Raw genomic sequence first — 24,379 nt, 5'->3', positions numbered from 1 at the left:
CATCCAGTCTAGGAAGAGGGGGTGACATTGGCGCGGGGAAGCCGCGCGTCAGCGCGACCGGGCGTCCACCGTCCGAGCGGGTTCGCCCGCGCCCAGCTCCAGCACTGTGCCCACCCCGCGGAACCGCGCGTCGTGCGTGACGAGCACCTGCGTCTTCGCGCGCAGCGCGACCGCGAGATCGGCGATCAGTGCGTCGGCCGCTTCCTCGTCGAGGTGCGCGGTCGGCTCGTCGAGCAGCACCACGTCCGCGTTCGCCAGCAGGGTGCGCGCCACGGCCACCCGCTGGCGCTGCCCGCCGGAGAGGAACGCGCCGCCCTGGCCGATCGGCGTGTCGAGCCCCAGCGGCAGGGTCGCGAGCAGGGGCCCGAGCCCGACCTCTTCCAGCACGCCGATGAGCTCGGCATCCGTCGCCCGGTCATCGCGGCCGCGCGCGATCTGCAGGTTGCCGCGCAGCGTCGAGTCGAACAGGTGCCCTTCCTGCGGGCACCAGGCGATTCGCCGGCGCAGCTCGTCGGCGGCGAGTCGGGCGGCGTCCGCGTCGTCGACGAGGTAGCGGCCCGCGCACGGAGCCAGGTAGCGCAGCAGCACGCCGAGCAGCGTGGTCTTCCCGCTTCCGGACGGCCCCGTGACGACGAGCGTCTCGCCCGCTCGGGCGCGCGCGGACACGTGGCGGAAGACGTCGCCCGAGGTGTGCGGGTAGCGGTACGCGAGGTCGTCGAGGTGGATGCCGCGCACGGGCCCCACCGGAAGGCCGGGCTCGTCGTGCGCGGCGGCATCGGCCGCCGCCGTGACAGGGCTCACGCGCCGCAGCACCTGCGCGAGCTCGGGCCAGCGCTGTGCGGCCGAGATGGCCTCGAGCACCGGCTCGATCAGCGCGAGCGGCGTCAGCACGAGCACCGAGACCACCGGCACGGGCAGGCCTGCGGCGAGGTGGGCCTGCTGGCCGAGCCAGAGCATGCCCATCGACGTCGCGGCGCAGGCGAGGACGGCCAGAGCGGCGCCCGCCCCCAGCGCGCCGGCGGAGCGCTTGGCGGATGCCCCCGCCCGCGCGTCGAGACGAGAGACGGCCTCGAGCTCGCCGCCTGCCGCGCCGTTGGCCACGAGGTCGTCGCGGGCGGCGAGCAGGGCGGCGACCCGCCGCACGACGGCGGAGCGATCGAGGTCGCGCCCGCGCGAGGCGCGCGCGTCGGCTGCCACGGCGACGAGCGCCCCGCCCCCGAGCGCGACGGCGGAGCACGCGAGCAGCAGCATGCCGGCCGGCGCCCAGAGGATCCAGAGTGCGATGACGGCGGCGACGAGCGCGACGACCCCCGAGGCGAGCGGCACGACGACGCGCGGGGCGAGGTCGCGCACCCGGTCGCCGTCCCCGATGAGCCGGTCGAGGGTGTTCGCGGCGGTCAGCTCGACGCGTCCCGCGGGTCCCTGCGCGGCGAGGCCGCGCCACAGCCGCATGCGCAGCTCGGTCAGCGAGGTGAAGACGGCGTCGTGCGTGATGAGCCGCTCGGCGTAGCGCAGGGCGGCGCGGCCGATGCCGAAGAACCGCACGCCCACGATCGCGACCTCGAGGAACAGGATCGGCGGGTGCTCCGCGGCGCGCACGATCAGCCAGCCCGAGAGCGCCGTGAGGGCCGTCGCGAACAGAGCGGCGAGCGTTCCGAGCCCGATGGCGCCGAGCACCCGCCAGCGCGCCGGGCCGAGCACGCGGGCGAGTTCGCGCAGGGCGCTGCCGCCGCGGTCGGCCCCGTCCCCGCCGGTCGTCGCGATTGGGGCTTCTGCAGGGGTGTTCTCCCGCACACGTGACGACCGTGCGTCGGAACCGTCTGCCCGGTCGTCGGAAACACGGCTCTCGACGGCGGTGTTGGGCGAAAAAGTAACGACCGGGGCCCCAGCCCGGGGAGCCGCGCCGCCGACCGCAACCACCCGGTCGGCAGCGGCGCGCAGCTCGGGGTCGTGCGAGGCGACCAGCACCGCGACCCCGCGCTCGCGCAGCGCGGCGATCTCGGTGCGAACGAGCGCCGCAGACACGTCGTCGAGGTGAGCCGTCGGCTCGTCGAGCAGCACGACGCGCACCCCCGCGTCGACCCGTGCGAGCACGCGGGCGAACGCGAGGCGGCGCTGCTCCCCCGGCGACATCCGCGCCGGGTCGGCGTCGGGAAGACCGAGCCGCTCGAGCAGAGCGCGGGCCGAGGCATCCGTCGCCCCATATGCCGCCAACTCGGCAACCGCGCCCGAGCGTGCGAACTGGGGATGCTGCGGAAGCCAGGCGAGCTCGGCCGGCGCCTCGACCGTCCCGGTCACCGCTGCGTCGCTCGACAGCTGAGCCCCGCGCCCGGCGAGCACGCGCAGCACCGTCGACTTCCCCGCGCCGCTCGGCCCCGCGAGCGCGACGATCTCACCCGGCCGCGCCGCGAACGACAGCTCGCTGACGGCGGCCGAGCCGCGTGACGCGTGCCGCACCGTGAGCTCCGTCACCGCCAGGCCGGATGTCGTGACCGACCGCGCGAGGCCGGAGGCGGCGGCCGGCTCATCGAGCACGCCCTGCACGCGCCGGCGCGCGTCGAGCCCGGTCTGCGAGGCATGGAAGGCCGACCCGATGTCGCGGAACGGGGCGTAGCACTCGGGCGCGAGCACGAGCGCGAGCAGCCCCGCCTCGAGCGGCATCGTGCCGGCGACCAGCCGCACGCCGACGAAGACGGCGACGACCGCGACCGAGAGGGTCGCGATCAGCTCGAGGGCGAGCGCCGAGAGGAACGCGGTGCGCAGGGTGCCGAGCGACGTCACGCGCCAGTCGTCCGAGAGCTTCCGCAGCGCCGCGCTCTGCTCGCGCACACGCCCCAGGCCGATCAGCACCGGCAGGCCGCGTGCCAGTTCGACCATGTGGTCGGACATGCGCGCGAGCGCGCTCGTCGCCGTCGCGACCGACTCGCGCGTATGGAGCCCGATCAGCACCATGAAGACGGGGATCAGCGGAATCGTCACCACCACGATCAGGGCGGAGACCCAGTCCGCGGTCAGGATCCGGATGCCGACGAGCAGCGGCACCGTGGCGGCGCCGACGAGCGTCGGCAGGAACACCGTGTAGTAGCGGTCGAGCTCGTCGAGGCCCGCGGTGGCGACCGTCGTCGTCGCGCCCACCGTGCCGCGGGCATCCGTCACCGCGCGATCCAGCACACGGCTACGCAACTTCTCTTTCACGCCCAGCGCGACGCGCGCGGATGCCGCCTGCAGCGCCCAGGTCGACAGGCCGCGCAGCGCGGCGCCGAGCAGCCCGACCCAGAGGGCGGAGCGCCAGGCATCCGTGTGGTCGAACAGCGCCGCGAGCCCCGCGGCCACGCCCTGGGCGACGAGCACCAGGCCCGCCGCCTTGACCGCCCCGAGCAGCCCGAGCAGATAGAGCGCGGGCCGCCCGAGGTCGTCGAGCAGCGGCTTCACTTGGCGAACGGCTGGCTCGCCGCGTCGCTGCCGCCGGCCGCCGCCGCGACGGCGGCGCGGAACGGCGTGGACTCGGGGATCGCGTCGCCGCTGAGACGCTTGCGGAACACCCAGTAGGTCCACGCCTGGTAGGCGAGCACGAGCGGAACCCCGATGAGCGCGACCCAGGACATGACCTCGAGCGTGTAGGGCGCTGCCGAGGCGTTCGTCACCGTCAGGTCGAAGGCGTGGTTGTTCGAGGCGGGCAGCACCACGGGGTACATCGCCTCGAAGATCGTCGCGACCCCGGCGACGATGAAGACCCCGAGGCCGAGGAACGCGAGCCCCTCGCGGCGCGCCCGCGCCTCGATCGCCCACCACACCACGGCCGCGACCCCGATCGCGAGCGTGACCCAGGCGATCGGATGCCCCGCCCGCACGGTGACCCAGATCGCCCAGAGCGCGATCGGCAGCAGGCAGACGACGCCCCATGGCCACGCGAACGCGGCGGCACGCTCGCGCACGGGCCCCTCGGTCTTGAGGGCGAGGAAGTCGGCCGCGTGCACGAGCGCGAAGCCCACGACGGCGAGCCCGCCGAGCACGGCGTAGCCGTTGAACCATGCGAACGGGCCGCCGATCATGTCGCCGTTGCGGTCGAGCGGAAGGCCGGTCGAGGTGAGCGCGAGGGCGGCGCCGACGCCGAACGCGGCGACGAACGACCCGAGGCCCAGGCACCAGGTCCACAGCTCGACCCAGCGCTGCGAGTCGCCCTTCCCCCGGTACTCGATGGCGACCGCGCGCAGGATGAGTCCGAGCAGCACGAGGATCAGCGGAATGTACAGCGCCGAGAACAGCGACGCGTACCAGAAGGGGAAGGCCGCGAACGTCGCCCCGCCGGCGGTGAGCAGCCACACCTCGTTGCCGTCCCAGACGGGCCCGATGGTGTTCAGCATGACGCGCCGGTCCTTCTCGTCGCGGGCGAGCAGCAGCATGTGCATCGCGACGCCGAGATCGAAGCCCTCGAGGAAGAGGTAGCCGGTCCACAGGACCGCGATCAGGATGAACCACAGCGTGGGCAGGAAGTCGACCATGAGCTCGCTCCTCTTCTAGTAGGCGAAGGCCAGGACGTCGTCGGGCGATTTCTGGCCGGTCCCGCCGCCGGGGGCATCCGTGTCGTCGGGCTTCTTGCCCAGCTCGGGGATCGCGCTCGCCGCGCCGCCGCGCACGTACTTCGTGATCAGCCAGGCCTCGACGATCATGAGGATCAGGTAGAGGCCGCCGAGCGACGCGATCGAGAACACGAGCTCCCCCGCCCCCACCGACGGAGAGTTCGCTACCTGCGTCAGCAGGAACAGCTTGTCGTCGCCCGTGGGGTTCGGGGCGACGACGAAGGGCTGGCGCCCCATCTCGGTGAACACCCAGCCCGCCGAGTTGGCGGCGAACGGCGCGAGGATGCCGAGCAGGGCGAGCCGCATCACCCACTTCGAGCGCGGCACCGTGCCCTTCCGGGTGAGCCACAGCGCGACGAGCGCCGCGAAGGCGGCGAGGCCGCCGAGGGTGATCATGACGCGGAATCCCCAGTAGGTCACGGGCATGAGCGGCACGTAGTTGATCTCGTTGCCGTTCGATGCGTGCGTGCCGTAGCGCTCCTGGTAGATCGGGATGAGCTGGTTCACGCCCTTCACGGGGGTGTCGAAGTTGCCGTTCGCGAGGAACGACAGCACCCCGGGCACGACGATGACGTCGCGCACGCTGTGGCAGCTCTCGGCGTTCCAGGCGCCGAACGAGAGCACCGAGAAGTCGGTTGTCGTGTCGCAGGCGGCCTCGGCCGCGGCCATCTTCATGGGCTGCTGCACGAACATGAGCTTGCCCTGCTGATCGCCCGTGATGAAGACGAAGGCGAAGGCGACGATCGCGACCACCGATCCGACCCGCAGCGAGCCGAGCCAGAGCCGGTGGTCCGCACGGTCGCGCCCGGGGATCGCGGCGTTCTCGCCGGGGATCACGCGGCCGTCGGCATCGACGCCGTCGATGCCGTCCTTGCGGCGCTGCCACAGCTGGTACCAGCTGATGCCGAGCAGGAACATGCCGCCGACCATCAGCGACCCGAGGATCGTGTGCAGGAACGACCAGACCGCGGTGTTGTTGGACAGGATCGCCCAGACATCCGTCATCACGGGCTGGCCGTGCTCCATCGTCACGCCGACCGGATGCTGCATCCACGAGTTCGCGACGATGATGAAGTACGCCGAGATGATCGAGCCGGCGACGGCGATGCAGAGCGTGGCGGTGTGGATGCCCTTGGGCAGCCGGCCCCAGCCGAAGATCCACAGGCCGAGGAAGGTCGACTCGAGGAAGAACGCGAGCAGCGCCTCCATGGCCAGCGGTGCGCCGAAGATGTTCCCGACGAAGCGCGAGTACTGCGCCCAGGCGAGGCCGAACTGGAACTCCTGCACGATGCCCGTGGCGACGCCCATCACGAAGTTGATCAGGTAGAGCTTCCCCCAGAACTTCGTCGCCCGGTAGAAGCGCGCGTCGCCGGAGCGGTGCCAGCGGATCTGGAAGTAGGCCACGAGCGGGCCGAGGCCGATGGTGAGTGGCACCATCCAGAAGTGGTAGACGGTCGTGATGCCGAACTGCCAGCGGGCGATCAGCACGGGGTCCAGCGCGGTCAGATGCACTGTCGTGTCCTCTCGGACGTTTCCGCCCTTCCGGGCGACGGATGAGAAAGGCGCCGGCTCTCGCCGACTTCTACATAACGTAGAACTTGTTACTTTCTACCACGCGTAGAATAGCGGCGTGGCATCGCTAGGGGAACTGGAACGCTCGGTCATGGATCTGCTCTGGCAGTCGGCCGCTCCGCTGGCCGCGACCGAGGTGCGCGACGCACTTCCCGGCTCGCCCGCGATCACCACGGTGCTGACGGTGCTCACCCGCCTCGAGGGCAAGGGCTTCGTCACCCGCGACCGCGAACGCCGGCCGCATCTCTTCGGCGCGACCCTGAGTCGCGACGACTACATGGCCGAGCTGATGCACGAGGTGCTGACCTCGGCGCCCGACCGCGAGGCTGTGCTGGCGCGGTTCCTGGGGCGCGCGAGCAAGAGTGAGACCGACCATCTCCGCAAGCTTCTCGGGTCGTAAGGCGCCGACGCAGTGACGAAAGTCCTGATCCCCGCCGCGATCGCGATTCTGCTCGCGTGGCCCGTGCCCGTCCTGCTCGCGCGGGCGCGCTGGGCGGTGCGGATGCCTGCGCTGGCCATGCTCTGCTGGCAGGCCATCGCCGTCGCCGGCGGGCTCTCGATGATCGGCGCCCTGTGGTTCATCTCGCAGGGCGCGGCCGCCCTGCTCGCCCTGCACCTGCTGCTCAACCTCGGCCTCACCGCGGTGGGCACCAGCAGGCAGCGCCGCCGCCACCGCCAGCTCGTCGACCTGCTGTCGACGCCGATGCCCGACCGTCCGGGCACCCGCCTCATCGAGAACGAGGCGCCGGTCGCCTACTGCCTGCCCGGCGCGCCGCGTTCCGTCACGGTGCTCTCCGACGGCCTGCTGCGCCTGCTCTCCGACGACGAGCTCGCGGCCGTCGTCGCCCACGAGCGCGCCCACGTGACCCAGCATCACCACATCGTGCTCATGGCGTTCAAGGCCTGGCGCACCGCGCTCCCCTGGTTCCCCATCGCGAGCCGCGCGGAAGAGGCGGTCGCGCTTCTCGTCGAGCTGCTCGCCGATGACGACGCGCGCCAGGTCGTCCCCGACAGCGTGCTCGCCTCAGCGGTCACGGCGGTTGCGGGCGCGGATGCCGCAGCAGTGGCGCCCCGCGTCGCGCGGCTCGTGCGCGCCTGACGCACGATCTTGAACAGATCCTGAACTCAATCTGTCGAATCCGGGGTACCGGGCTGATAGCAAGGTTGAGAACAGACCACGCCTGACGCACCGATCGGACCTGCACGTTGAGCTCTCAGACATCCCTCTCCCGTCCCAAAGCGGCCGCGACGCCGATCCTCCACCGCGTCAGGGGAAAGGTGCTGCTGCTCCTGTGCGTCATGTACGCCATCGCGTACCTCGACCGCACCAACATCTCCACCGCCGGGCCGACGATCATGCAGGCCCTGCACCTCAACGCGACGCAGTTCGGCATCGCGGTGTCGGCGTTCTCGATCCCCTACGCCCTGCTGCAGATCTTCGGCGGCAACATCGGCGAGCGCTTCGGCGCGCGCAAGTCCCTGTTCTGGATCGGCGTGCTGTGGGGCGTCGCGACGATCGCGACCGGATTCTCCGTCGGGCTGTGGTCGCTCGTGGGTGCGCGCCTGCTGCTCGGGCTCACCGAGTCGGCGGCGTTCCCGACCGCGACGAGCGCCATGGCGCGCTGGGTGCCGCCGGACCGCAACGGCTTCGCCCAGGGCGTCGTGCACTCCGCGTCGCGTCTCGGCAACGCCGTCGCGCCGCTCGTCGTCGGCGGCCTGATCATCTGGGGCGACAGCCTGAACACCTTCGTCGCCGGCTGGCAGATCTCGTTCCTGCTCATCGGCCTGCTCAGCGTCGTGTGGGCGCTGCTGTGGATGATCTCGTACCGCGACCGCCCGCGGAACCACCCCAAGGTCACCGCCGAGGAGCTCTCCGAGATCCCACGCGAGCTCGAGAAGGCCGCTCGCCCGGCCACGCCGTGGGGGCGTCTCGTCCGCACGATCCTGCCGGTGAGCATCGTGGACTTCGGCTATGGCTGGGTGCTCTGGGTGTTCCTCACCTGGATCCCGACGTTCCTCGCCGACACCTTCAACCTGCCGCTGTCGAAGTACGCGCTGTTCACGTCTCTCGTGCTCGTCGGCGGTGTGGTCGGCGACACGGTCGGCGGAATGTTCGCCGACTTCCTGCTGCGGCGCACGGGGAATCTGCGCAACTCGCGGCGCACCGTGCTGCTCATCGGGCTCATCGGCTCGCTCGCGTGGCTCACGCCGCTGCTGTTCCAGCACACGCTCACCGTCGCGACGATCTCGCTGTCGCTCTCGTTCTTCTTCCTCGAGCTGTGCAACGCGACGCTCTGGGCGATCCCGATGGATGTCGCGCCCGAGTGGTCGGGCACGGCGAGCGGCATGATGAACACGGGCTTCGGCATCGCCGGCATCTTCTCGCCCATCGTGTTCGGCGCGATGGTCGACTCGGTCGGCTGGCAGTGGCCGTTCGGCATCTCGATCGCCCTGCTCGCGCTGTCGGCGGTGGTCGCCGCCGTCATGAAGCCGCGACGGGTGCTTCCGCGCGGCGTCGCCGAGGTGGACGCCCCGTGAACCAGAGGCTCGCCGGGCTGCGCCGCAGCAGCTCGGTGAGCCCGATCGCCCCGAGCACGACGATCAGGTAGGCGCACAGACTGCGCCACGGGTCGGGCACGGCACGTGCGAACCACTCGTCGCCGGCCCACAGCAGCGTCCACAGGATCAGCGGGTGCGACAGGAAGATGCCGAACGATCGGTCGGTCGCCGTGTCGACCGACCGGGCGAGCAGACTGCCCTCCCTGCGCCGGTCCGACCACACGCTGCCGATCGCGGCGAAGCCGAGCCCCACGCCGACGCCCCAGACCACGATGGCCGGCTGCACCGGCGAGCCGGCCGAATAGAGGCTCGCGCCCGTCGCCACCTGGATCGCGAAGACCCCCAGGTAGACCAGGCCGCAGGCGAGGGTGATGAGGCCGACCTTGCCGCGGTTCCGCGCGATCCAGCCGAGGAACCCCTCGCCGTGGTCGGCGCACACGGCTCCCGCGAGGATGAAGAAGCTGTAGCTGAAGAAGTACTGCTTGTCGTAGGCGACGAAGCCGGGCAGCACGTCGGGCCAGTAGTGGTACCAGCTCATCAGCGCGACCTGCACGACGGCCGCCGCGCCGAGCAGCACCAACTGCCCCCGGCCCCGGGTCTTCTTGACCAGCCAGGCGATCACCGGCACGAGCAGATACACCTGCATCGTCACGAGCAGGAAGTAGAGGTGGTACCACGCGGTGCCCGTCAGCACGGCCCTCACATAGTCGAGCACGAATCCGCCGAAGGAGGGGTCGTGGTGGGTGCGCGGGTAGTCGTAGATCACGAGATACACGAGCGACCACACGAGGTAGGGCACGCCGACCAGCAGGAAGCGCCGCGGCCAGAACTTCCTCATCGGCACCGGTTTGTGGAAGTAGCTCCACATCAGCACGAAGCCCGTGATCCAGAAGAACGGCTCGCGCGTGAAGTGCAGCAGCGCGAGCAGCACGTGCAGCGGGACATCGTCGGCGTCGACGGTGTGGCTGATGGTGTGCACGCCGATCACCGACGCGAAGGTCAGGATGCGGATGATGTCGATCTCGTGGATGTGCCGGCGCTTCCGCACCGGCGTGCTCTTCGGCTCGGCGGCCGGCTCCGTCGCCTCCGTCATTCGGCACCCTCCTCGAACGCGGCGCGGAGCCGGGCACGTTGCACCTTCCCCGTCGCCGCACGGGGCAGGTCCTCGGTCACGATGATGTCGACGGGGCGCAGATGCCTCGGCAGCTCGGCCGAGGCACGCTCGGTCAGCGCGGCGGTCAGGCCGGCGGCATCCGTCTCGGCATCGGCGGCGATGACGTACGCGACGGGCACTTCGCCGAGCACGGGGTCGGGGCGGCCGACCACGACGGCCTCGCGCACGCGCGGGTCGCGCAGCAGCGTGTCCTCGACGTCGGCCGGGTACACGAGCTCGCCGCCGCGGTTGATCACGTCGTCGCTGCGGCCGAGCAGAGTGACGAAGCCGTCGGCGTCGACGCGGCCCACGTCGCCGGTGCTGAGCCAGCCGTCCGCATCGAAGCGGTCGGCCGCGACGCCGCCGAAGTAGCGCGAGATGACGCCGTCGCCGCGGATCCAGAGCGCGCCGACGGATGCCGCAGGAAGCACCGCCCCCTCGTCGTCGCGCACCTCGACCTGCGCCCCGACCGGGCGCCCGACCGATCCGGCGGGTGCCGAGCCGTCGAGCGGTGTCGCCGTGATCTGGCTGGCGGCCTCGGTCATGCCGTAGCTGATGACGAGCGGGATGCCCGCGAACGCCGCGGCCACGGGCTCGGGAAGCGGCGCCGATGCACTGCGGATGAAGCGCAGCCCCTCGGGCACGTCGATCGGGTCCTTCGCGAGGATCGCGAGGATCGCCGGAACGGCGTTGATCCACGTGATGCGGCGTTCGCGCATGAGCTGCCAGAAGCCCGTGCGGCGGAAGCGCCGGTCGAGCACGAGGGTCGAACCGGCCACGAGGGTCGCGAGCACAGCGACGACCTCGGCGTTGATGTGGAAGAGCGGAAGCGGGTTGTAGCCGCGGTCGCCCGGCGCCAGGGCGTTGTGCGCGGCGACCGCGCGGGCCACGTGCAGCAGCTGCGCCTCGCCCAGCTCGACCCCCTTCGGCGTGCCGGTCGACCCCGAGGTGAACAGCACCGCGCTGCCCGACGCGGCGTCTCCGAGGCGCGCGGCGCCGGTGTCGGCGGCGGGCAGGTCCGAGAGTCGGCGCACGATGACGGTCCTGCCGTCGAACTGCCCGCGCAGCGTCTCGAGCGCTCCGTCTGACAGGTCGGGTGCCACCGGGGCGACGCGCAGCCCCGCGGCGAGAGCGCCGAGGTAGCTCAGGGCGAAGCCGATCGGGTCCTCTGCGGCGATCAGCACGGCGCCGTCGGCGCCGAGAGCGGCGGCACGTGCGGGCAGGCCGGCGAGCTCGCCGTAGCGCACGACGCGCTCCGAACGGGCATCCTCGAGGAACACGGCGGCCGGTGACTCTGCCGCCCTCTTCGCGATCAGTTCGGCGAGTGTCCCGCCGTCTCCCCCACTCGAACTTTTCGCGCTTTGTACCACCTGACCAGCCTACGTGGCGCTTCTGAGTCGCTTTGGTGTGTTCGTCATCGCGCCCCTAAAAGGCGCGTTCTTCCGCACAGCGCTCAGTCGAGGAAGCCCGCCGCGCGGAAGGCCCGCCCGTAGATCTCGCGGATCACGCCCTCTTTCCTCTGGTTGTAGTCCATGACGAGACCTCGCCCGCGGGTGGTCGCCTCGGCCGCCTCGCGCTTGGCTGCGGCGTAGAGCTCGCGGTCCGCGGCGCTGCTGCGCAGCCAGTCGCGGAAGACCGTGTGCTTCACGGTCTCGGGGCTGTCGGGGCCGAAGACGTGGACGTTCGCGGCGGGGGCGGCGCCGCGCACCAGCCGGTGCTCATGCCACCACGGCTCGCGCACCGTCAGCACGAAGCCTGCGGCCCGCAGCTGCGGCAGCCAGCCGGCCTCGTGCACGGGGGCGGCCACGGTCAGATCGAGATCGATGACGGGCTTGGCCGGCAGACCGGGCACCGACGTCGAGCCCACATGCTCGATCCGCAGCGCGCGGGTGCCGAGCGCGGCCGCAATGCGCGCGGCGACCGCGGCGGCCTGCGCGGGCCAGCTCGGGTCGTAATCCACCAGCGTGATCGGTGCGGCAACCGGCTCGACGACCCACGGGCTCGCACCGGGCGGCGGCGGCGAGTCGTCGAAGCTGAGGATCTCGTCGATGGTGGGCATCAGAGGATCCTATCGAGAGGCCCGCTCGCTACGCGGCGCGCAGCGTCGCCCAGAGCTCGTCGACGGCGTCGAGCAGCTCCTCGCGGGTGCCGTCGTTGTCGAGCACCACGTCGGCGACGGCCAGACGCTCGGCATCCGTCGCCTGCGACCCGACGCGCGCCTCGGCCTCGGCCCGGCTCATGCCGCGGTCGGCGACCATGCGGCGCACGCGCTCGTCGCGGCTCGCGTTGACGACGATCACCTGCTCGAAGCTCATGGGGCGCTCTGCGGATGCCTCGACCAGCAGTGGCACGTCATAGATGACGATCGCGTCGGGGTCGTCCGCCTCGATCGCGCGCAGCTTCGCCTGCCCCAGCTCCCACACGGCCGGGTGCGTGATGTCGTTGAGCTTCTTCAGCGCAGCGGTGTTGTTGAACACGATCGACCCGAGCGCGGGGCGGTTCAGCGTGCCGTCGGGCAGCAGAAGGTGCTCGCCGAACTCGGCGACGATCTGCGCGAGCGCCGGCTGCCCCGGCTCGACGACCTCGCGGGCCAGCTTGTCGGCGTCGAGGATGACGGCGCCGTGCTCGGCGAGTCGTGCGGACACGGTGGACTTTCCCGAGGCGATGCCCCCGGTGAGCGCGATGAGCTTCACGGCCTCCACGCTACCGGCATGCGAAAGGGGCCGGGCCCTTGCGGACCCGGCCCCGATGCTCACTGCTCAGCTAGCGCTGCGGCAGCCTTAGTTGCTCGAGAGCTTCTCGCGCAGAGCGGCGAGCGACTCGTCGTCGGCGAGGGTGCCGGTCGCAGCCGACTCGGTCGAGAACGACGACGAGCTGGACTGGCCGGTGTTGTTCGCCTCTTCCTCGAGCTGGCGGGCGACCTGCTTCTTGTGGGCCTCCCAGCGGGCCTGAGCGGCCGCGTAGTCGGCCTCCCACTTGGCGCGCTGCTCCTCGAAGCCTTCCTTCCACTCGCCGGTCTCGGCGTCGAAGCCCTCGGGGTACTTGTAGTTGCCCTGCTCGTCGTACTCGGTCGGCATGCCGTAGAGCGCCGGGTCGAACTCGGTGCCCTCGGGGTCGACGCCCTCGTTGGCCTGCTTCAGCGAGAGGCTGATGCGGCGGCGCTCGAGGTCGATGTCGATGACCTTGACGAAGACCTCTTCGCCGACGGACACGACCTGCTCGGCGAGCTCGACGTGCTTGCCCGACAGCTCGGAGATGTGGACGAGGCCCTCGATGCCGTCGGCGACGCGGACGAATGCGCCGAACGGAACGAGCTTCGTGACCTTACCCGGGGCGACCTGGCCGATCGCGTGGGTGCGGGCGAAGACCTGCCACGGGTCCTCCTGCGTGGCCTTGAGCGACAGCGAGACGCGCTCGCGGTCGAGGTCGACCTCGAGGATCTCGACGGTGACCTCCTGGCCGACCTCGACGACCTCGCTGGCGTGCTCGATGTGCTTCCAGCTGAGCTCGGAGACGTGGACGAGGCCGTCGACGCCGCCGAGGTCGACGAACGCACCGAAGTTGACGATCGACGAGACGACGCCCTTGCGGACCTGGCCCTTGTGGAGGTTGTTGAGGAAGGTGGTGCGCGACTCGGACTGCGTCTGCTCGAGCAAGGCGCGGCGCGAGAGCACGACGTTGTTGCGGTTCTTGTCGAGCTCGAGGATCTTCGCCTCGATCTCCTGGCCGAGGTACGGCGTGAGGTCGCGCACGCGGCGCAGCTCGATCAGCGACGCGGGCAGGAAGCCGCGGAGGCCGATGTCGACGATCAGGCCGCCCTTGACGACCTCGATGACCTGGCCGGTCACGACGCCGTCGGCTTCCTTGATCTTCTCCACATCGCCCCAGGCGCGCTCGTACTGAGCCCGCTTCTTCGACAGGATCAGACGGCCTTCCTTGTCCTCCTTCTGGAGAACGAGGGCCTCGACGGTGTCGCCGACGCCGACGACCTCGCTGGGGTCGACGTCGTGCTTGATGGAAAGCTCACGAGAGGGGATGACACCCTCGGTCTTGTAACCGACGTCGAGGAGGACCTCGTCGCGGTCGACCTTCACAACGGTGCCTTCGATGAGGTCACCGTCGTTGAAGAACTTCAGAGTCTTCTCGACCGCGGCAAGAAAGTCCTCAGCAGAGCCGATGTCGTTGATGGCGACCTGCTTGGCTGCCTTTTCGGTCGTAGTGGTAGTCATTGAGTGGTTACTCCGGGATGGACATGAATCAGGCCCGAAACGATGGCACCGAGTGTTTGTGAACACGCCCCGCTTCAGGCGAGCGGATATAGAAGTCACGAATGTGACGTTCAAGTTTACCCGATTTGAAACGGATGCCTCAACGCGGGCATTCCCGATCCGCGAGAGCGGATGCCTCCCGGAAGGCATCCGCTCTCGCGCCGCTGGCGGGGAGGCATCCGCTCTCGCGCCCCTGGCGGACCTCAGCCGAGCAGTGCGGTGCGCAGGGTGTCGAGGCCCACGCCGCCCATGTCGAGCGCCTTCTTGTGGAACGCCTTGACGTCGAACGCGCCGCCTTCCCGCGCCTTCAGCTCGTCGCGGATCTGCTCCCACACGCGCTGGCCGACCTTGTAGGACGGGGCCTGGCCCGGCCAGCCGAGGTAGCGGTTCACCTCGAAGTTGACGAAGCCCTGCTCCATGTTGACGTTGCGGCCCATGAAGCCGAAGGCGTAGTCGCCCGTCCAGATGCCGGAGCCGTCGGGCAGCGGCTTCTCGAGGTGCACGCCGATGTCGAGCACGACGCGGGCGGCGCGCATGCGCTGGCCGTCGAGCATGCCGAGGCGGTCGGCGGGGTCGTCGAGATAGCCGAGCTCCTCCATCAGCCGCTCGGCGTAGAGCGCCCAGCCCTCGGCATGGCCCGAGGTGCCGGCGAAGCGGCGCCAGGCGTTGAGCTGCGCCTTGTTGTAGACGGCCGTGCCGAGCTGCAGGTGGTGACCGGGAACGCCCTCGTGGTAGACGGTCGTGAGCTCGCGCCACGTGTCGAACTCGGTGACGCCCGGCGGCACGCTCCACCACATGCGGCCGGCGCGCGAGAAGTCGTCGGCCGGCGGGGTGTAGTAGATGCCGCCGTTCTGCGTCGGCGCGATCATGCACTCGAGGGTGCGGATCTGCTCGGGAATGTCGAAGTGGGTCTTGCCGAGCTCGGCGACGGCGCGGTCGCTGGTCTCCTGCATCCAGCGCCGGAGCGCGTCGGTGCCGTGCAGCTTTCGGCTCTGGTCGGAGTCGAGGAACTCGATCGCCTCGCGGACGGAGGCGTCGGGCTTGATCTGCTTCGCGATCGCCTCCTGCTCGGCGACCATGCGCGCGAGCTCTTCGATGCCCCACTCGTAGGTCTCGTCGAGGTCGATCTTCGCGCCGAGGAAGCCGCGGCTCGCGAGCGAGTAGATGTCGCGCCCGACGGCGTCGCGCTCTGGCGCCTCGTGCTGCAGCTCGTCGTCGAGGAAGTAGCTGAGCTCGCCGTAGGCGGCGGCTGCGGCCTGCGCGCCCCGCTGCAGATCGGCCTTGACCGAGTCGGGAAGCTCGGAGCCGTCGGCGCTCTTCGCCTCGCCTGCGAGCGTGAAGAAGAAGCCGTCGCGGGAGTTGAGCTCGTCTGCTTGCTGGATGCCGATGCGCACCTGCCGCGCCGCGGGGGCGTTCCCGCTGGACATGCCGACGCGCAGCGACTCGATGTAGCCGCGGACCGCGGCGGGCACGTTGGCCATGCGCTTGGCGATCACGGCCCAGTCGTCGGCGCTCGCGGTCGCCGAGAGGTCGAACACGTCGCGCAGGTTCTGCAGGGGCGAGGCGATGTTGTTGAGGTCGCGCTGCCAGAAGCCCGCCTCGTGCTTCTCGATGTCGAGCTCGAGCTCGCGGGTGAGGTCGAGCTTCGTGACGGTGTCGGTCTCGTCGGTGGGCTCTGCCGCCTGGATCTCGGCGAGGGCCCGGCGAGCGGCGTCGGCGGCCTGCTGATGACCGGCGGGCGAGTAGTCGCCGTACTCGCCCTCGCGGCCGGGTCGGCCGAGGTACACGCGCATCTCGGGGTACAGGTCGAGGCTGGTGTCGAGCCACCGCTCGGCGATGGCGTCGATCTCTGTCGGAGTGCGTTCGTCGCTCATATGTCGACCCTATCCAGTCTCTAGTGGGCGGCTTCGTCCCAGTTGGCGCCCCGGCCGACCTGCACGGTCAGCGGCACACTCAGGTCGGCCGCACCGGCCATGCGGCGGGTGACGATCTCTTCGAGCGTGTCCCACTCCCCCGGCGCCACCTCGAAGATGAGCTCGTCGTGCACCTGCAGCAGCATGCGCGACTCGAGCGAGGCATCCGCCATGTCGCTCGCCACGCCCAGCATCGCGATCTTCATGATGTCGGCGGCCGAGCCCTGGATCGGCGAGTTGAGCGCCGCGCGCTCGGCGTTGTCGCGCAGCACGCGGTTCAGGCTGTTGAGATCGGGGAACGGGCGCCGGCGGCCGAAGATCGTCTCGGTGTAGCCGTCGACCTTCGCCTGGGCGACGACGTTGCGCAGGTAGTCGCGCACGCCACCGAAACGCTCGAAGTAGTCGCTCATGAGCTGCTTCGCCTCGCCCTGCGAGATGCGCAGCTGCTTGGCGAGGCCGAACGGGCCGAGGCCGTAGGCGAGGCCGTACGACATGGCCTTGACCTTCGAGCGCATGATCGGCGTCACCTCTTCCGGCGGAACGCCGAAGACGTGCGAGCCGACGAAGCGGTGCAAGTCCTCGCCTTCGGTGAAGGCGGCGATCAGACCCTCGTCTGCCGAGAGGTGCGCCATGATGCGCATCTCGATCTGGGAGTAGTCGGCCGTCAGCAGGCATTCGAAGCCCTCGCCGGCGACGAAGGCGGAACGGATCTGCTTGCCGGTCTCGGACCGCACGGGGATGTTCTGCAGGTTGGGGTCGTTGGACGAGATGCGCCCGGTGGCCGCCCCGACCTGGTCGTAGGTCGTGTGGATGCGCCCGTTCGCGTCGATCGACTTCTCGAGGGTCTCGATCATCTGCCGCAGCTTGGTCGCGTCGCGGTGACGCAGCAGCGCGTCGAGGAAGACGTAGCCGGGGGTGTCGGAGTCGACCTTCTCTTGCAGGTCGGCGAGCGAGTCGGCATCCGTCGAGTACCCGGTCTTCGTCTTGCGCGTGAACGGCAGCTGCAGCTCGTCGAACAGCACGGTCTGCAGCTGCTTCGGGCTGCCCATGTTGACCTCGTGCCCGATGGCCGCGTAGGCGGCCTGCTGGTAGGTGTCGACCCAGCCGCTCAGCACCTCGCGCTGGCCGCGCAGCACCTCGGCGTCGACAGCGACGCCCGTCAGCTCCATCTTCGCGAGCACCTCGACGAGCGGCACCTCGATCGTCTCGTAGACCTGCTTGGTGCCCGGGGCGAACGCGATGTCGAGGTCGTCGGCGATGCGCAGCACGTACCAGGCCTGGCTCGCGGCGCTGATTGGCTCGGAGTCGGGCACGAGCTGGTTCGGGTCGGGCGTCGGCAGGCTCTCGCCGAGCACCTCGTAGACCTGGTCGGCGAGGCTGGCGGGCGCCTTCGCCGGGTTCAGGATCGCACCGGCGACGCGGGTGTCGCCCGCCACGCCGCGCACGGGCAGACCCGCACGAGCGGATGCCTCGATCTGCGGCTTCGCGTTGAAGAAGAGCTTCGGCTGCGACGGGTCGGCGAGCCACGCGGCGAACGCCTCGTAGTCGCCGGTGCCCTCCTTGAACGGCACATAGGCGCTGTCGTCGGCGATCGACAGGCCGTAGCCCGCGATGCCGGCGGGGCCGTAGTCGAGCTGCACCGCGACGGGCTGCGTGCCGCCCTCTTTGTCGACGGATGCCGCGGCCAGCCAGTGCGCGAGCTCTTCGTCGACGAGGGTGCGCACCGGGGGCGCCGTCTCGATCTCGGGCTCGGCGATCGGCTCGGTCGAGGCGCCGTCAGGTGAAGCATCCGTCGGCCCGAGCTTGAGCACCCGGTCGAGAAGCGTGCGGAATTGCAGTCGCCCGAAGACCTCGCGCACCGCCTGCTCGTTGATCGCGCGGCGCTCGAGGTCGGCGGGGCCGACCGGCAGCTCGACGTCGGTGACGAGCCGGTTGAGGCGGCGATTGCGCAGCGCGTTCTCTTTCTGCTCGCGCAGTTTCTCGCCGACGACGCCCTTGATCTCGTCGGCATGGGCGACGATCTCGTCGACGGTGCCCCACTGGGCGATCCACTTCGCAGCGGTCTTGGGGCCGACCTTGTCGACGCCGGGCAGGTTGTCGGCTTTCTCGCCCGTGAGTGCCGCGAGCTCGGGGTACTGGTGGGGCCACACCATGTACTTGTCGTAGACGGCCTGCGCGTCGTAGCGCTTCAGCTCGCTGACACCGAGCACGCTCGGGTAGAGCACGGTCGTGCTGTCGCCGACGAGTTGGAAGCTGTCGCGGTCGCCCGAGACGACGAGCACCTCGAAGCCCTGCGCCGCGCCCTGCGTGGCCAGCGTGGCGAGGATGTCGTCGGCCTCGAAGTCCTCTTTCTGAAGCCACTGCACGTTCATCGCGGTGAGCGCTTCCTGCAGAAGCGGCACCTGGCCGATGAACTCGGGCGGCGTCTCGCCGCGGCCGCCCTTGTATTCCGGGTACTCGCGGGTGCGGAACGAGTAGCGGCTGATGTCGAAGGCGACGCCGAGGTGCGTCGGCTCATGGTCTTTCAGGAGCTTCAGGAGCATGGAGATGAAGCCGTGGATCGCCTCGGTGTGCTGCCCGTCGTCGGTGACGAAGCGGCCTGCCGGCAGCAGCGCGAAGAACGCCCGGAACGCCAGCGAATGGCCGTCGATGATCATCAAAGTAGGCTTCTTGGGCGTATCTGGCACGGGTCAAAGCCTAGCGATGGCCACCGACACCGGCCCCGTCTCGAAAGGACCTCAGTGACCGACGACGTCGAGTGGTACATCTCGCGCGGGCAGGGCGCGCTCGCCGACAGGATGGGCATCGAGATCCTCGAGTTCGATCGTGAGCACGCGGTGGCGCGGATGCCTGTCGAAGGCAACACGCAGCCCCTCGGTCTCGTGCACGGCGGCGCTTACTGCGTGCTCGGCGAATCGCTCGGCTCGATGCACGCGAACTACCTCGCGCAGCAGGGCGGCGAGGGCCGTTTCGCCGTCGGCGTGGACATCAACGCGACGCACACGGGCTCGGCGACCTCGGGGTGGGTCACGGGAACCTGCCGCGTCCTGTCCGCGGGGCGGACGATCACGGTGCACGAGATCGTGGTGACCGACGAGGCCGGGCGCCGCCTGTCGACCATCCGCATCACGAACCTGATCCGCGAGCGGAAGTAGCGCGGGCCGCTTCTGGGCCGTCTGTCGTGCACGGAGGCCGCTACCCCTGATCAGGGATGCTGCGCGCACAAGCATCCGATCACGAGAATGAGGCCGTGAGCCTCAGCGAGTTCGACCGTGACGTACTTCGTGCCTTCCAAGCGTTCATGGAGCGCGCGGTCGGGCAGGTCGACGAAGCGGGGTCGCGCACGCCGTTCGGCGACCGCCTCGCCGCCCATCTGGGAACAGCGCCAGAGCGGCTGCCCGTTGTTGCCGAGGCGATCGCCGAGCACCGGCTCGTCGACGCCGATGTGGCGCTGCGCGAGCTGAGCGGAGGCGACCCGGATCGCCTGATCGGCGTCAGCGGGGGCAGTATGCGCATGCACAGCGGGCTTCCCGAGCTGGTCGCGCACACGCACGCGCGCTTCGATGTCGGCCCGGTCGACTTCGTCGCCGCCGCATCGGGGCCGAGCGCGACGACCCAGGTGGTCTCGTTCGGCGCGTGGCTACTCGAGTTCGACGGAACGCCGGTCGTGGTTCTCCAGCGCGCCGCCGCCCATGAGTTCGGCCGGCAGGCCGCAACTCTCGAGGTGCTCGCCCCGTCGCCAGAGGTGGCCGCAGCGCTGCTCGACAGGGTGCGCACCCTGATGGTGGAGCTCAGTGTGCTGCGCGGGAAGGTCCTCTCGTTCCACGCGACCGAGTACGGCAACGCCGCAGGGGCCACCTTCCTCGAGCGCCCGCGCGTGGCCGCCGACGATGTCGTTCTGCCACCGGGGGTGATGGAGATGATCGACGGGCACGTCGTCGGGATCGCGGCCTACCGCGAGCAGTTGCGCGCGGCCGGTCAGCATCTGAAGCGCGGTGTGCTGCTGTACGGGCCGCCGGGCACCGGCAAGACGTTGACGGTGCGGCGGATTTTGTCGGCGACCGAAGGGGTCACGGCCGTCGTGCTCACCGGCGAGAGCATCCAGTTCATCGGCGCAGCCACCGAGATCGCCCGCACGTTCCAGCCGTCGCTCGTCGTGCTGGAGGACATCGACCTCGTTGCCATGCAGCGCCATATGACGCCGCAGCCGCTGCTGTTCGAGGTGCTGGACGCGCTCGACGGGTTGGACGGCGACGCGGACGTCGCGTTCATCATGACCACGAACCGGGTCTCGGTGCTCGAGAAGGCGCTCGCACAGCGGCCCGGCCGCGTCGACCTCGCAGTGGAGATCCCCCTGCCGGATGTGGCTGCACGCAAGGAGCTGTTCCGTCGCTATGCGCAGCGTCTAGATCTTCCGGACGAGGCTTTGGATGACGCGGCAGCACGGGCCGAGGGAGTGACCGGCTCCTTTGCCAAGGAGCTGATGCGACGAACCGCGCTCGCCGCGGCGCGCGAGTCGGTGCCGGCTACCGCAGACCACCTGAAGCGGGCCCTCGACGATTTGCTCTCCGCGAGCGCTGAACTGACGCGCGCGATGCTCGGCACGCCGCGGGCACCAGAGCAGTCGGTCGACGACGAGCCGGACGATATGGGCCAGCGGTTCGTCGCGTTCGGTCCTGGTGCGCGCGCCTTCATGACGACCGCGAGCTTCGAGCTCGCGCCCGACGAAGAGGAGTGACTCGAGGCGCGCCGCGTTCACCCGCCTGCCCGGCCGGCAGCACGACGAGGAATCGGCGCGCCGACTTGAGCGCAGCGAGGTCTTGCTCGAAGAGTTCCTGAACCGCACGGCTCTCCAGAGCCGCGGCATCCGCCACGAAGAAGTCCGTCATGGGAAGACGGTATCGGGCCACCGGCACCGATCCCCGTTCCTCGCTAGCGTGGCCTGCATGGATCCGCTGAGCGCTGTGACCTGGCCGCTGCGAACCGAGCGCCTGAGCATCCACCGCGCGACCACCGCCGATGCCGAGGCGACCTGGGTCTGGCGCAGGCTTCCCGAAGTCGGCGAGTGGATCTCGAGTGCGCCCGCCGACTTCGAGACCTACCGCTTGCGGTTCGCCGAGCCCGCACGGCTGCTGAATGAGCTCGTCATCGGGCTCGAGGACTCGGCCGACCCTGGCAACCGCGGACGGCTCATCGGCGACCTCATGGTGCGCATCGAAGACGGCTGGGCGCAGGCCGAAGTGCTAGAGCGGGCCCGCAACGCGCAGGCCGAGCTCGGCTGGACGCTCGACCCGGACTTCCAGGGCCGCGGCTATGCGACCGAGGCCGTGCGCGCGGTGATCGGCGCCTGCTTCGGCCCACTCGGGCTGCACCGCGTCTATGCCGGCTGCTTCGCCGCGAACGAGCCGTCCTGGCGGGTCATGGAGCGCCTCGGCATGCGCCGCGAGGAGTTCAGCCGCAAGTCCAGCCTGCACCGCTCGGGCGAGTGGCTGGACGGGATCGTCTACGGCCTGCTCGCCGAAGAATGGCAGGACCGATAGATGCGAAGAGCGGATGCCGGCAGGCATCCGCTCTTCATATCTGAAACGCGCTACTTCTTGGCTGTGCCCGGCGCGAGCTGGTCGATGATCGCCTTGGCGACGTCGTGCATGGTGAGGCGGCGGTCCATGGACGCCTTCTGGATCCACCGGAACGCCTCGGGCTCGGTGAGACCCATCTTCTCGTTGAGCAGGCCCTTGGCGCGGTCGACGAGCTTGCGGGTCTCGAAGCGCTCGGCGAGGTCGCTGACCTCGGCCTCGAGCGTGATGATCTGCTGGTAGCGGGCGAGCGCGATCTCGATTGCGGGCAGCAGGTCGTTGGGCGTGAACGGCTTCACCACGTAGGCAAGGGCGCCGGCCTCTGAAGCGCGCTCGACGAGCTCCTTCTGGCTGAATGCGGTCAGCAGCACGACGGGCGCGATGTGGTTCTTGCCGAGGCGGTCTGCCGCCTCGATGCCGTCCATCTTCGGCATCCGCACGTCCATCACCACCAGATCGGGGCGCAGCTCGGTCGCGAGCGCCACGGCGGTCTCGCCGTCACCCGCCTCACCGACGACCTCGAAACCGTTGTCACGCAGGATCTCGACGATGTCGAGGCGGATGAGGGATTCGTCTTCGGCAACGACGACGCGGCGGGGCGCGTTGTTCTCCGGCTGGTCAGTCACGGTTCAAGCGTATACGAGCGGTGCGGCACGGCCCTGAAGACGCGGTCACGCCGGGCGTGTGGCCGGGTGTTGTGGCCCGGCCTGCGACGCGCGGTGCGGATGCCTCGCTGCGGTATCTTCGAGAGGCGGTGTCGGCCGGCGTGGCGGAATGGCAGACGCGGAGCACTCAAAATGCTTTGTCCGAAAGGGCGTGTGGGTTCGAGTCCCACCGCCGGCACCGACCATGGCCTCACGGTCTCTTCGAGGAGATGACCGGTGAGGCCATAGGTATGTTCCCTCTTGGGCGAAGTGATTGGGGGCTCATCTCCCCCGCAGCCGCTCTCAGCGTGCTCGCTCGTTGGGTCGACCAGTGTGAGGTACTGCGAGCCTGACTCGCGACCGCAGTTGGCTACTCCACGTCCTCGGTAGCGAATCGGTCTTGCGCCAGCACCCAGACCTCGTCATCGTCTCGATACAGACCGCCGAACTCGCGCATCGCGTTGCACCACCGATGGACGAGCCGGAGATTCTCGGTCTCGTCGTCGCAGCCGTCTCGGACGCGGCGAACGTGGTCAAGCACCGGCGCCTTGTCAGCGAGCGGCAACGCCTGTTGGTCCACCGGCAGATCGCAGATCTGGCAAGTCCAGCCATCGCGAGTCGCCACGGCATCGAAGTGCTTCCGATATGCCGTGGAGCGGCCGCTTGATTCGATCCAGGGGTACCTGGCGTCCCGCTTGCGAGGTAGGCCTTTCGACTCACGGCAATCGGCGCAGTCGCACTCTAACGATCTCTGGTTCGCGGCGAGCCAGTCGCGGCGGCACTTCTCGTGCGCCTTCACGAACTCCGCCTCGTCGGCCGCGTAGAGCTGGCTTCCGCTCGGGATCAGGAACAGGTCAAAGGGCAAATGCTCGTGTTTTGTCCTGCACACGATGCAGCGCAAGCCGGAGGCCAAGTAGTAGATCCGGCACTCAGCGCTGCAATACAGAACGTTCCGCAGATGGGTCTGCATAAGACCGCCGCACCCCTTGCATGCGATCTCCTGGAGCGGACCCTTGGCCATGTCCGAGTTCTATCACGAAGCACCGATTACGGCCCGGCCCCGAATCGTCTCCGCGGCACCCTCTCCCAGCAGCCGTCACGCAAGGGCGTGTCGGCGACGCTGAGATCACGGGGTGGGCGCGTATTGAGGCCGGGCGTGACTCGATTGTCCCTGCTGGGCGCCGTACCGTGCGAGCCTCGCTAAGACTCCGAGTGCCTGCGCGCGCCGAGCAGCACCCGGCCGAGGCCAAATGCGCACACCACCGAAAGCACCGCGACCAGAGGCGTAACGAATGCAGGCGGGGAGGTCAGCCGCGAGAACGCTGCCACGCCCACCCACGCGAATGGTCCCGTCAGCAGCGCGCCGATGAACGCGGCCAGCCAGAGATTAGCCCTCTGTGAAATGGCGACTCCGAGCCCGTAGGAGGCGCAAGCCGCTACCGCTCCGAGTGCAAAACAGACCGGTATTGCGGCAATGAGAATCCCTCCGAGCGCTGACGCGTCTGATGGATATGGGTCCGTCGCGGTCCCACGCACGCCGAACAGATCCGGGTCGGACAAAGACTCCGCCGCGATGATGATGGCCGCAGGCAGCACGCCGAGAATCCCGCCGATGAAGGCCACCACAGCCCATAGCCAGCCGCGCTCCGGTTTACGCGTGACCTGAGTGGCAGGGCCAGTCGTCCATGGAGCGGTCACGGCGCCACGATAACCCGGTCGACGGAATAATTCGTCGCGTCGTGGGGCATAGGAGAGCGACCGCTATGAACCTAACGCCGCCTCTAGCAATGATGAGGGCGCCTCGCATAGGTCAGCGGCCTTGGCCAAAGGAGAATGCAGATGGTTGGTCCCGGCCCACGGACATGCGGCCGCAACGGCTGCTTGAAGCACTACTACCGACCTCTTAGCAACGAAGTCGGCCATACCTGCTGCGGGCGATGCAGAGTAGGGAAGGTTTGCATCGAGAACGCCTGGGGGCATGCGCCTTCGTTCCCGCATAAATTCGAAGGCATGCTCTCTCAAGCGCCGCGGCGGTCGCTTCGTTGAACGCCGAACACGATCGCCCCAACAACGCCGCAACAGACGCGCGAAGATCGGCGGTGCCTGTGGGGCGC

Annotated in this window: 19 protein-coding genes and 1 tRNA gene; 7 read left to right on the top strand and 13 right to left on the bottom strand. The window is 69.6% G+C overall.

The window, feature by feature from the left end:
* Positions 1-48: 48 nt before the first annotated feature.
* Genes cydC through ABD716_RS14075 form a run of 3 tightly spaced genes read right to left on the bottom strand, consistent with a single transcriptional unit; the run spans position 49 to position 6,077 of the window.
* Entirely contained in the window at positions 49-3,432 is a 3,384-nt protein-coding gene (gene cydC / locus ABD716_RS14085) for a thiol reductant ABC exporter subunit CydC (RefSeq protein WP_344777929.1), read from the bottom strand.
* Entirely contained in the window at positions 3,429-4,502 is a 1,074-nt protein-coding gene (gene cydB, locus ABD716_RS14080; RefSeq protein WP_344777927.1) for a cytochrome d ubiquinol oxidase subunit II, read from the bottom strand. The genes cydC and cydB overlap by 4 nt, the downstream gene beginning before the upstream one ends.
* Before the next feature lie 15 nt (positions 4,503-4,517).
* Positions 4,518-6,077, bottom strand: a complete 1,560-nt coding sequence (locus tag ABD716_RS14075; protein ID WP_344778428.1) for a cytochrome ubiquinol oxidase subunit I — start codon at positions 6,075-6,077, stop codon at positions 4,518-4,520.
* 133 nt (positions 6,078-6,210) lie between these two features.
* On the opposite strand from ABD716_RS14075, the gene ABD716_RS14070 reads away from it, so the two are divergent.
* The 3 genes from ABD716_RS14070 to ABD716_RS14060 all read left to right on the top strand — a co-directional run bounded on the left by ABD716_RS14070 (position 6,211) and on the right by ABD716_RS14060 (position 8,690).
* Positions 6,211-6,552, top strand: coding sequence for a BlaI/MecI/CopY family transcriptional regulator (locus ABD716_RS14070; protein WP_344777925.1), 342 nt, complete (start codon positions 6,211-6,213; stop codon positions 6,550-6,552).
* Positions 6,553-6,564: 12 nt separating this feature from the next.
* On the top strand, positions 6,565-7,251 hold the full coding sequence (locus tag ABD716_RS14065) for a M56 family metallopeptidase (RefSeq protein WP_344777923.1): 687 nt from the start codon (positions 6,565-6,567) through the stop codon (positions 7,249-7,251).
* A gap of 179 nt (positions 7,252-7,430) precedes the next feature.
* The gene (locus ABD716_RS14060; RefSeq protein WP_344777921.1) at positions 7,431-8,690 is read left to right on the top strand and encodes an MFS transporter; all 1,260 of its coding nucleotides are present in this window, start codon (positions 7,431-7,433) and stop codon (positions 8,688-8,690) included.
* On the opposite strand, the gene ABD716_RS14055 is transcribed toward ABD716_RS14060, so the two are convergent.
* The 7 genes from ABD716_RS14055 to polA form a co-directional block, all read right to left on the bottom strand.
* Positions 8,635-9,804 carry an acyltransferase gene (locus tag ABD716_RS14055; RefSeq protein ID WP_344777919.1) on the bottom strand — a complete coding sequence of 390 codons (1,170 nt, stop codon included), beginning with the start codon at positions 9,802-9,804 and terminating at the stop codon, positions 8,635-8,637. The genes ABD716_RS14060 and ABD716_RS14055 overlap by 56 nt on opposite strands.
* Positions 9,801-11,234 carry a class I adenylate-forming enzyme family protein gene (locus ABD716_RS14050; RefSeq protein ID WP_344777917.1) on the bottom strand — a complete coding sequence of 478 codons (1,434 nt, stop codon included), beginning with the start codon at positions 11,232-11,234 and terminating at the stop codon, positions 9,801-9,803. The genes ABD716_RS14055 and ABD716_RS14050 overlap by 4 nt, the downstream gene beginning before the upstream one ends.
* Before the next feature lie 83 nt (positions 11,235-11,317).
* Complete coding sequence (locus ABD716_RS14045; RefSeq protein ID WP_344777915.1) at positions 11,318-11,923, bottom strand: GrpB family protein; 606 nt, start codon at positions 11,921-11,923, stop codon at positions 11,318-11,320.
* 28 nt (positions 11,924-11,951) lie between these two features.
* Positions 11,952-12,557 carry a dephospho-CoA kinase gene (coaE, locus tag ABD716_RS14040; protein ID WP_344777913.1) on the bottom strand — a complete coding sequence of 202 codons (606 nt, stop codon included), beginning with the start codon at positions 12,555-12,557 and terminating at the stop codon, positions 11,952-11,954.
* Positions 12,558-12,644: 87 nt separating this feature from the next.
* Positions 12,645-14,093: a 30S ribosomal protein S1 gene (gene rpsA, locus ABD716_RS14035; RefSeq protein WP_344777911.1), complete on the bottom strand. Its 1,449-nt coding sequence runs from the start codon at positions 14,091-14,093 to the stop codon at positions 12,645-12,647.
* Between the two features lie 242 nt (positions 14,094-14,335).
* Positions 14,336-16,006 carry a DUF885 domain-containing protein gene (locus ABD716_RS14030; protein ID WP_344777909.1) on the bottom strand — a complete coding sequence of 557 codons (1,671 nt, stop codon included), beginning with the start codon at positions 16,004-16,006 and terminating at the stop codon, positions 14,336-14,338.
* Positions 16,007-16,026: 20 nt separating this feature from the next.
* Entirely contained in the window at positions 16,027-18,702 is a 2,676-nt protein-coding gene (gene polA, locus ABD716_RS14025) for a DNA polymerase I (protein WP_344778426.1), read from the bottom strand.
* A gap of 141 nt (positions 18,703-18,843) precedes the next feature.
* Between polA and ABD716_RS14020 the strand changes: the two genes are divergently transcribed.
* From ABD716_RS14020 to ABD716_RS14010, 3 genes are all read left to right on the top strand, one after another.
* Entirely contained in the window at positions 18,844-19,200 is a 357-nt protein-coding gene (locus ABD716_RS14020; RefSeq protein ID WP_425553487.1) for a PaaI family thioesterase, read from the top strand.
* Positions 19,201-19,295: 95 nt separating this feature from the next.
* Positions 19,296-20,783 (top strand): AAA family ATPase, encoded by a 1,488-nt coding sequence (locus ABD716_RS14015; RefSeq protein WP_344777906.1) that lies wholly within the window; start codon positions 19,296-19,298, stop codon positions 20,781-20,783.
* A gap of 208 nt (positions 20,784-20,991) precedes the next feature.
* Positions 20,992-21,585: a GNAT family N-acetyltransferase gene (locus ABD716_RS14010; protein WP_344777905.1), complete on the top strand. Its 594-nt coding sequence runs from the start codon at positions 20,992-20,994 to the stop codon at positions 21,583-21,585.
* Positions 21,586-21,635: 50 nt separating this feature from the next.
* Here the strand turns inward: ABD716_RS14010 and ABD716_RS14005 are convergent, their stop codons facing one another.
* Positions 21,636-22,247 (bottom strand): ANTAR domain-containing response regulator, encoded by a 612-nt coding sequence (locus tag ABD716_RS14005; protein ID WP_344777904.1) that lies wholly within the window; start codon positions 22,245-22,247, stop codon positions 21,636-21,638.
* Positions 22,248-22,381: 134 nt separating this feature from the next.
* On the opposite strand from ABD716_RS14005, the gene ABD716_RS14000 reads away from it, so the two are divergent.
* Positions 22,382-22,464: transfer RNA gene (locus ABD716_RS14000), tRNA-Leu, on the top strand.
* A gap of 171 nt (positions 22,465-22,635) precedes the next feature.
* Here the strand turns inward: ABD716_RS14000 and ABD716_RS13995 are convergent.
* Positions 22,636-23,286 carry an HNH endonuclease gene (locus ABD716_RS13995; RefSeq protein ID WP_344777902.1) on the bottom strand — a complete coding sequence of 217 codons (651 nt, stop codon included), beginning with the start codon at positions 23,284-23,286 and terminating at the stop codon, positions 22,636-22,638.
* Positions 23,287-23,465: 179 nt separating this feature from the next.
* A complete protein-coding gene (locus ABD716_RS13990; protein ID WP_344777900.1) occupies positions 23,466-23,963 on the bottom strand; it encodes a hypothetical protein in 498 nt (165 codons plus the stop codon).
* Between the last annotated feature and the right edge of the window lie 416 nt (positions 23,964-24,379).

The organism is Gryllotalpicola kribbensis (assembly GCF_039538245.1).
Classification (GTDB): domain Bacteria; phylum Actinomycetota; class Actinomycetes; order Actinomycetales; family Microbacteriaceae; genus Gryllotalpicola; species Gryllotalpicola kribbensis.
This window is presented reverse-complemented; position numbering and strand designations above follow the sequence as displayed.

Coding starts and splice junctions, on each gene's coding strand:
- cydB (WP_344777927.1), bottom strand. CDS start 4,502: ATGGTCGACTTCCTGCCCACGCTGTGGTTCATCCTGATCGCGGTCCTG.
- ABD716_RS14055 (WP_344777919.1), bottom strand. CDS start 9,804: ATGACGGAGGCGACGGAGCCGGCCGCCGAGCCGAAGAGCACGCCGGTG.
- ABD716_RS14045 (WP_344777915.1), bottom strand. CDS start 11,923: ATGCCCACCATCGACGAGATCCTCAGCTTCGACGACTCGCCGCCGCCG.
- rpsA (WP_344777911.1), bottom strand. CDS start 14,093: ATGACTACCACTACGACCGAAAAGGCAGCCAAGCAGGTCGCCATCAAC.
- ABD716_RS14030 (WP_344777909.1), bottom strand. CDS start 16,006: ATGAGCGACGAACGCACTCCGACAGAGATCGACGCCATCGCCGAGCGG.
- polA (WP_344778426.1), bottom strand. CDS start 18,702: ATGATCATCGACGGCCATTCGCTGGCGTTCCGGGCGTTCTTCGCGCTG.
- ABD716_RS14020 (WP_425553487.1), top strand. CDS start 18,844: ATGGGCATCGAGATCCTCGAGTTCGATCGTGAGCACGCGGTGGCGCGG.
- ABD716_RS14010 (WP_344777905.1), top strand. CDS start 20,992: ATGGATCCGCTGAGCGCTGTGACCTGGCCGCTGCGAACCGAGCGCCTG.
- ABD716_RS13995 (WP_344777902.1), bottom strand. CDS start 23,286: ATGGCCAAGGGTCCGCTCCAGGAGATCGCATGCAAGGGGTGCGGCGGT.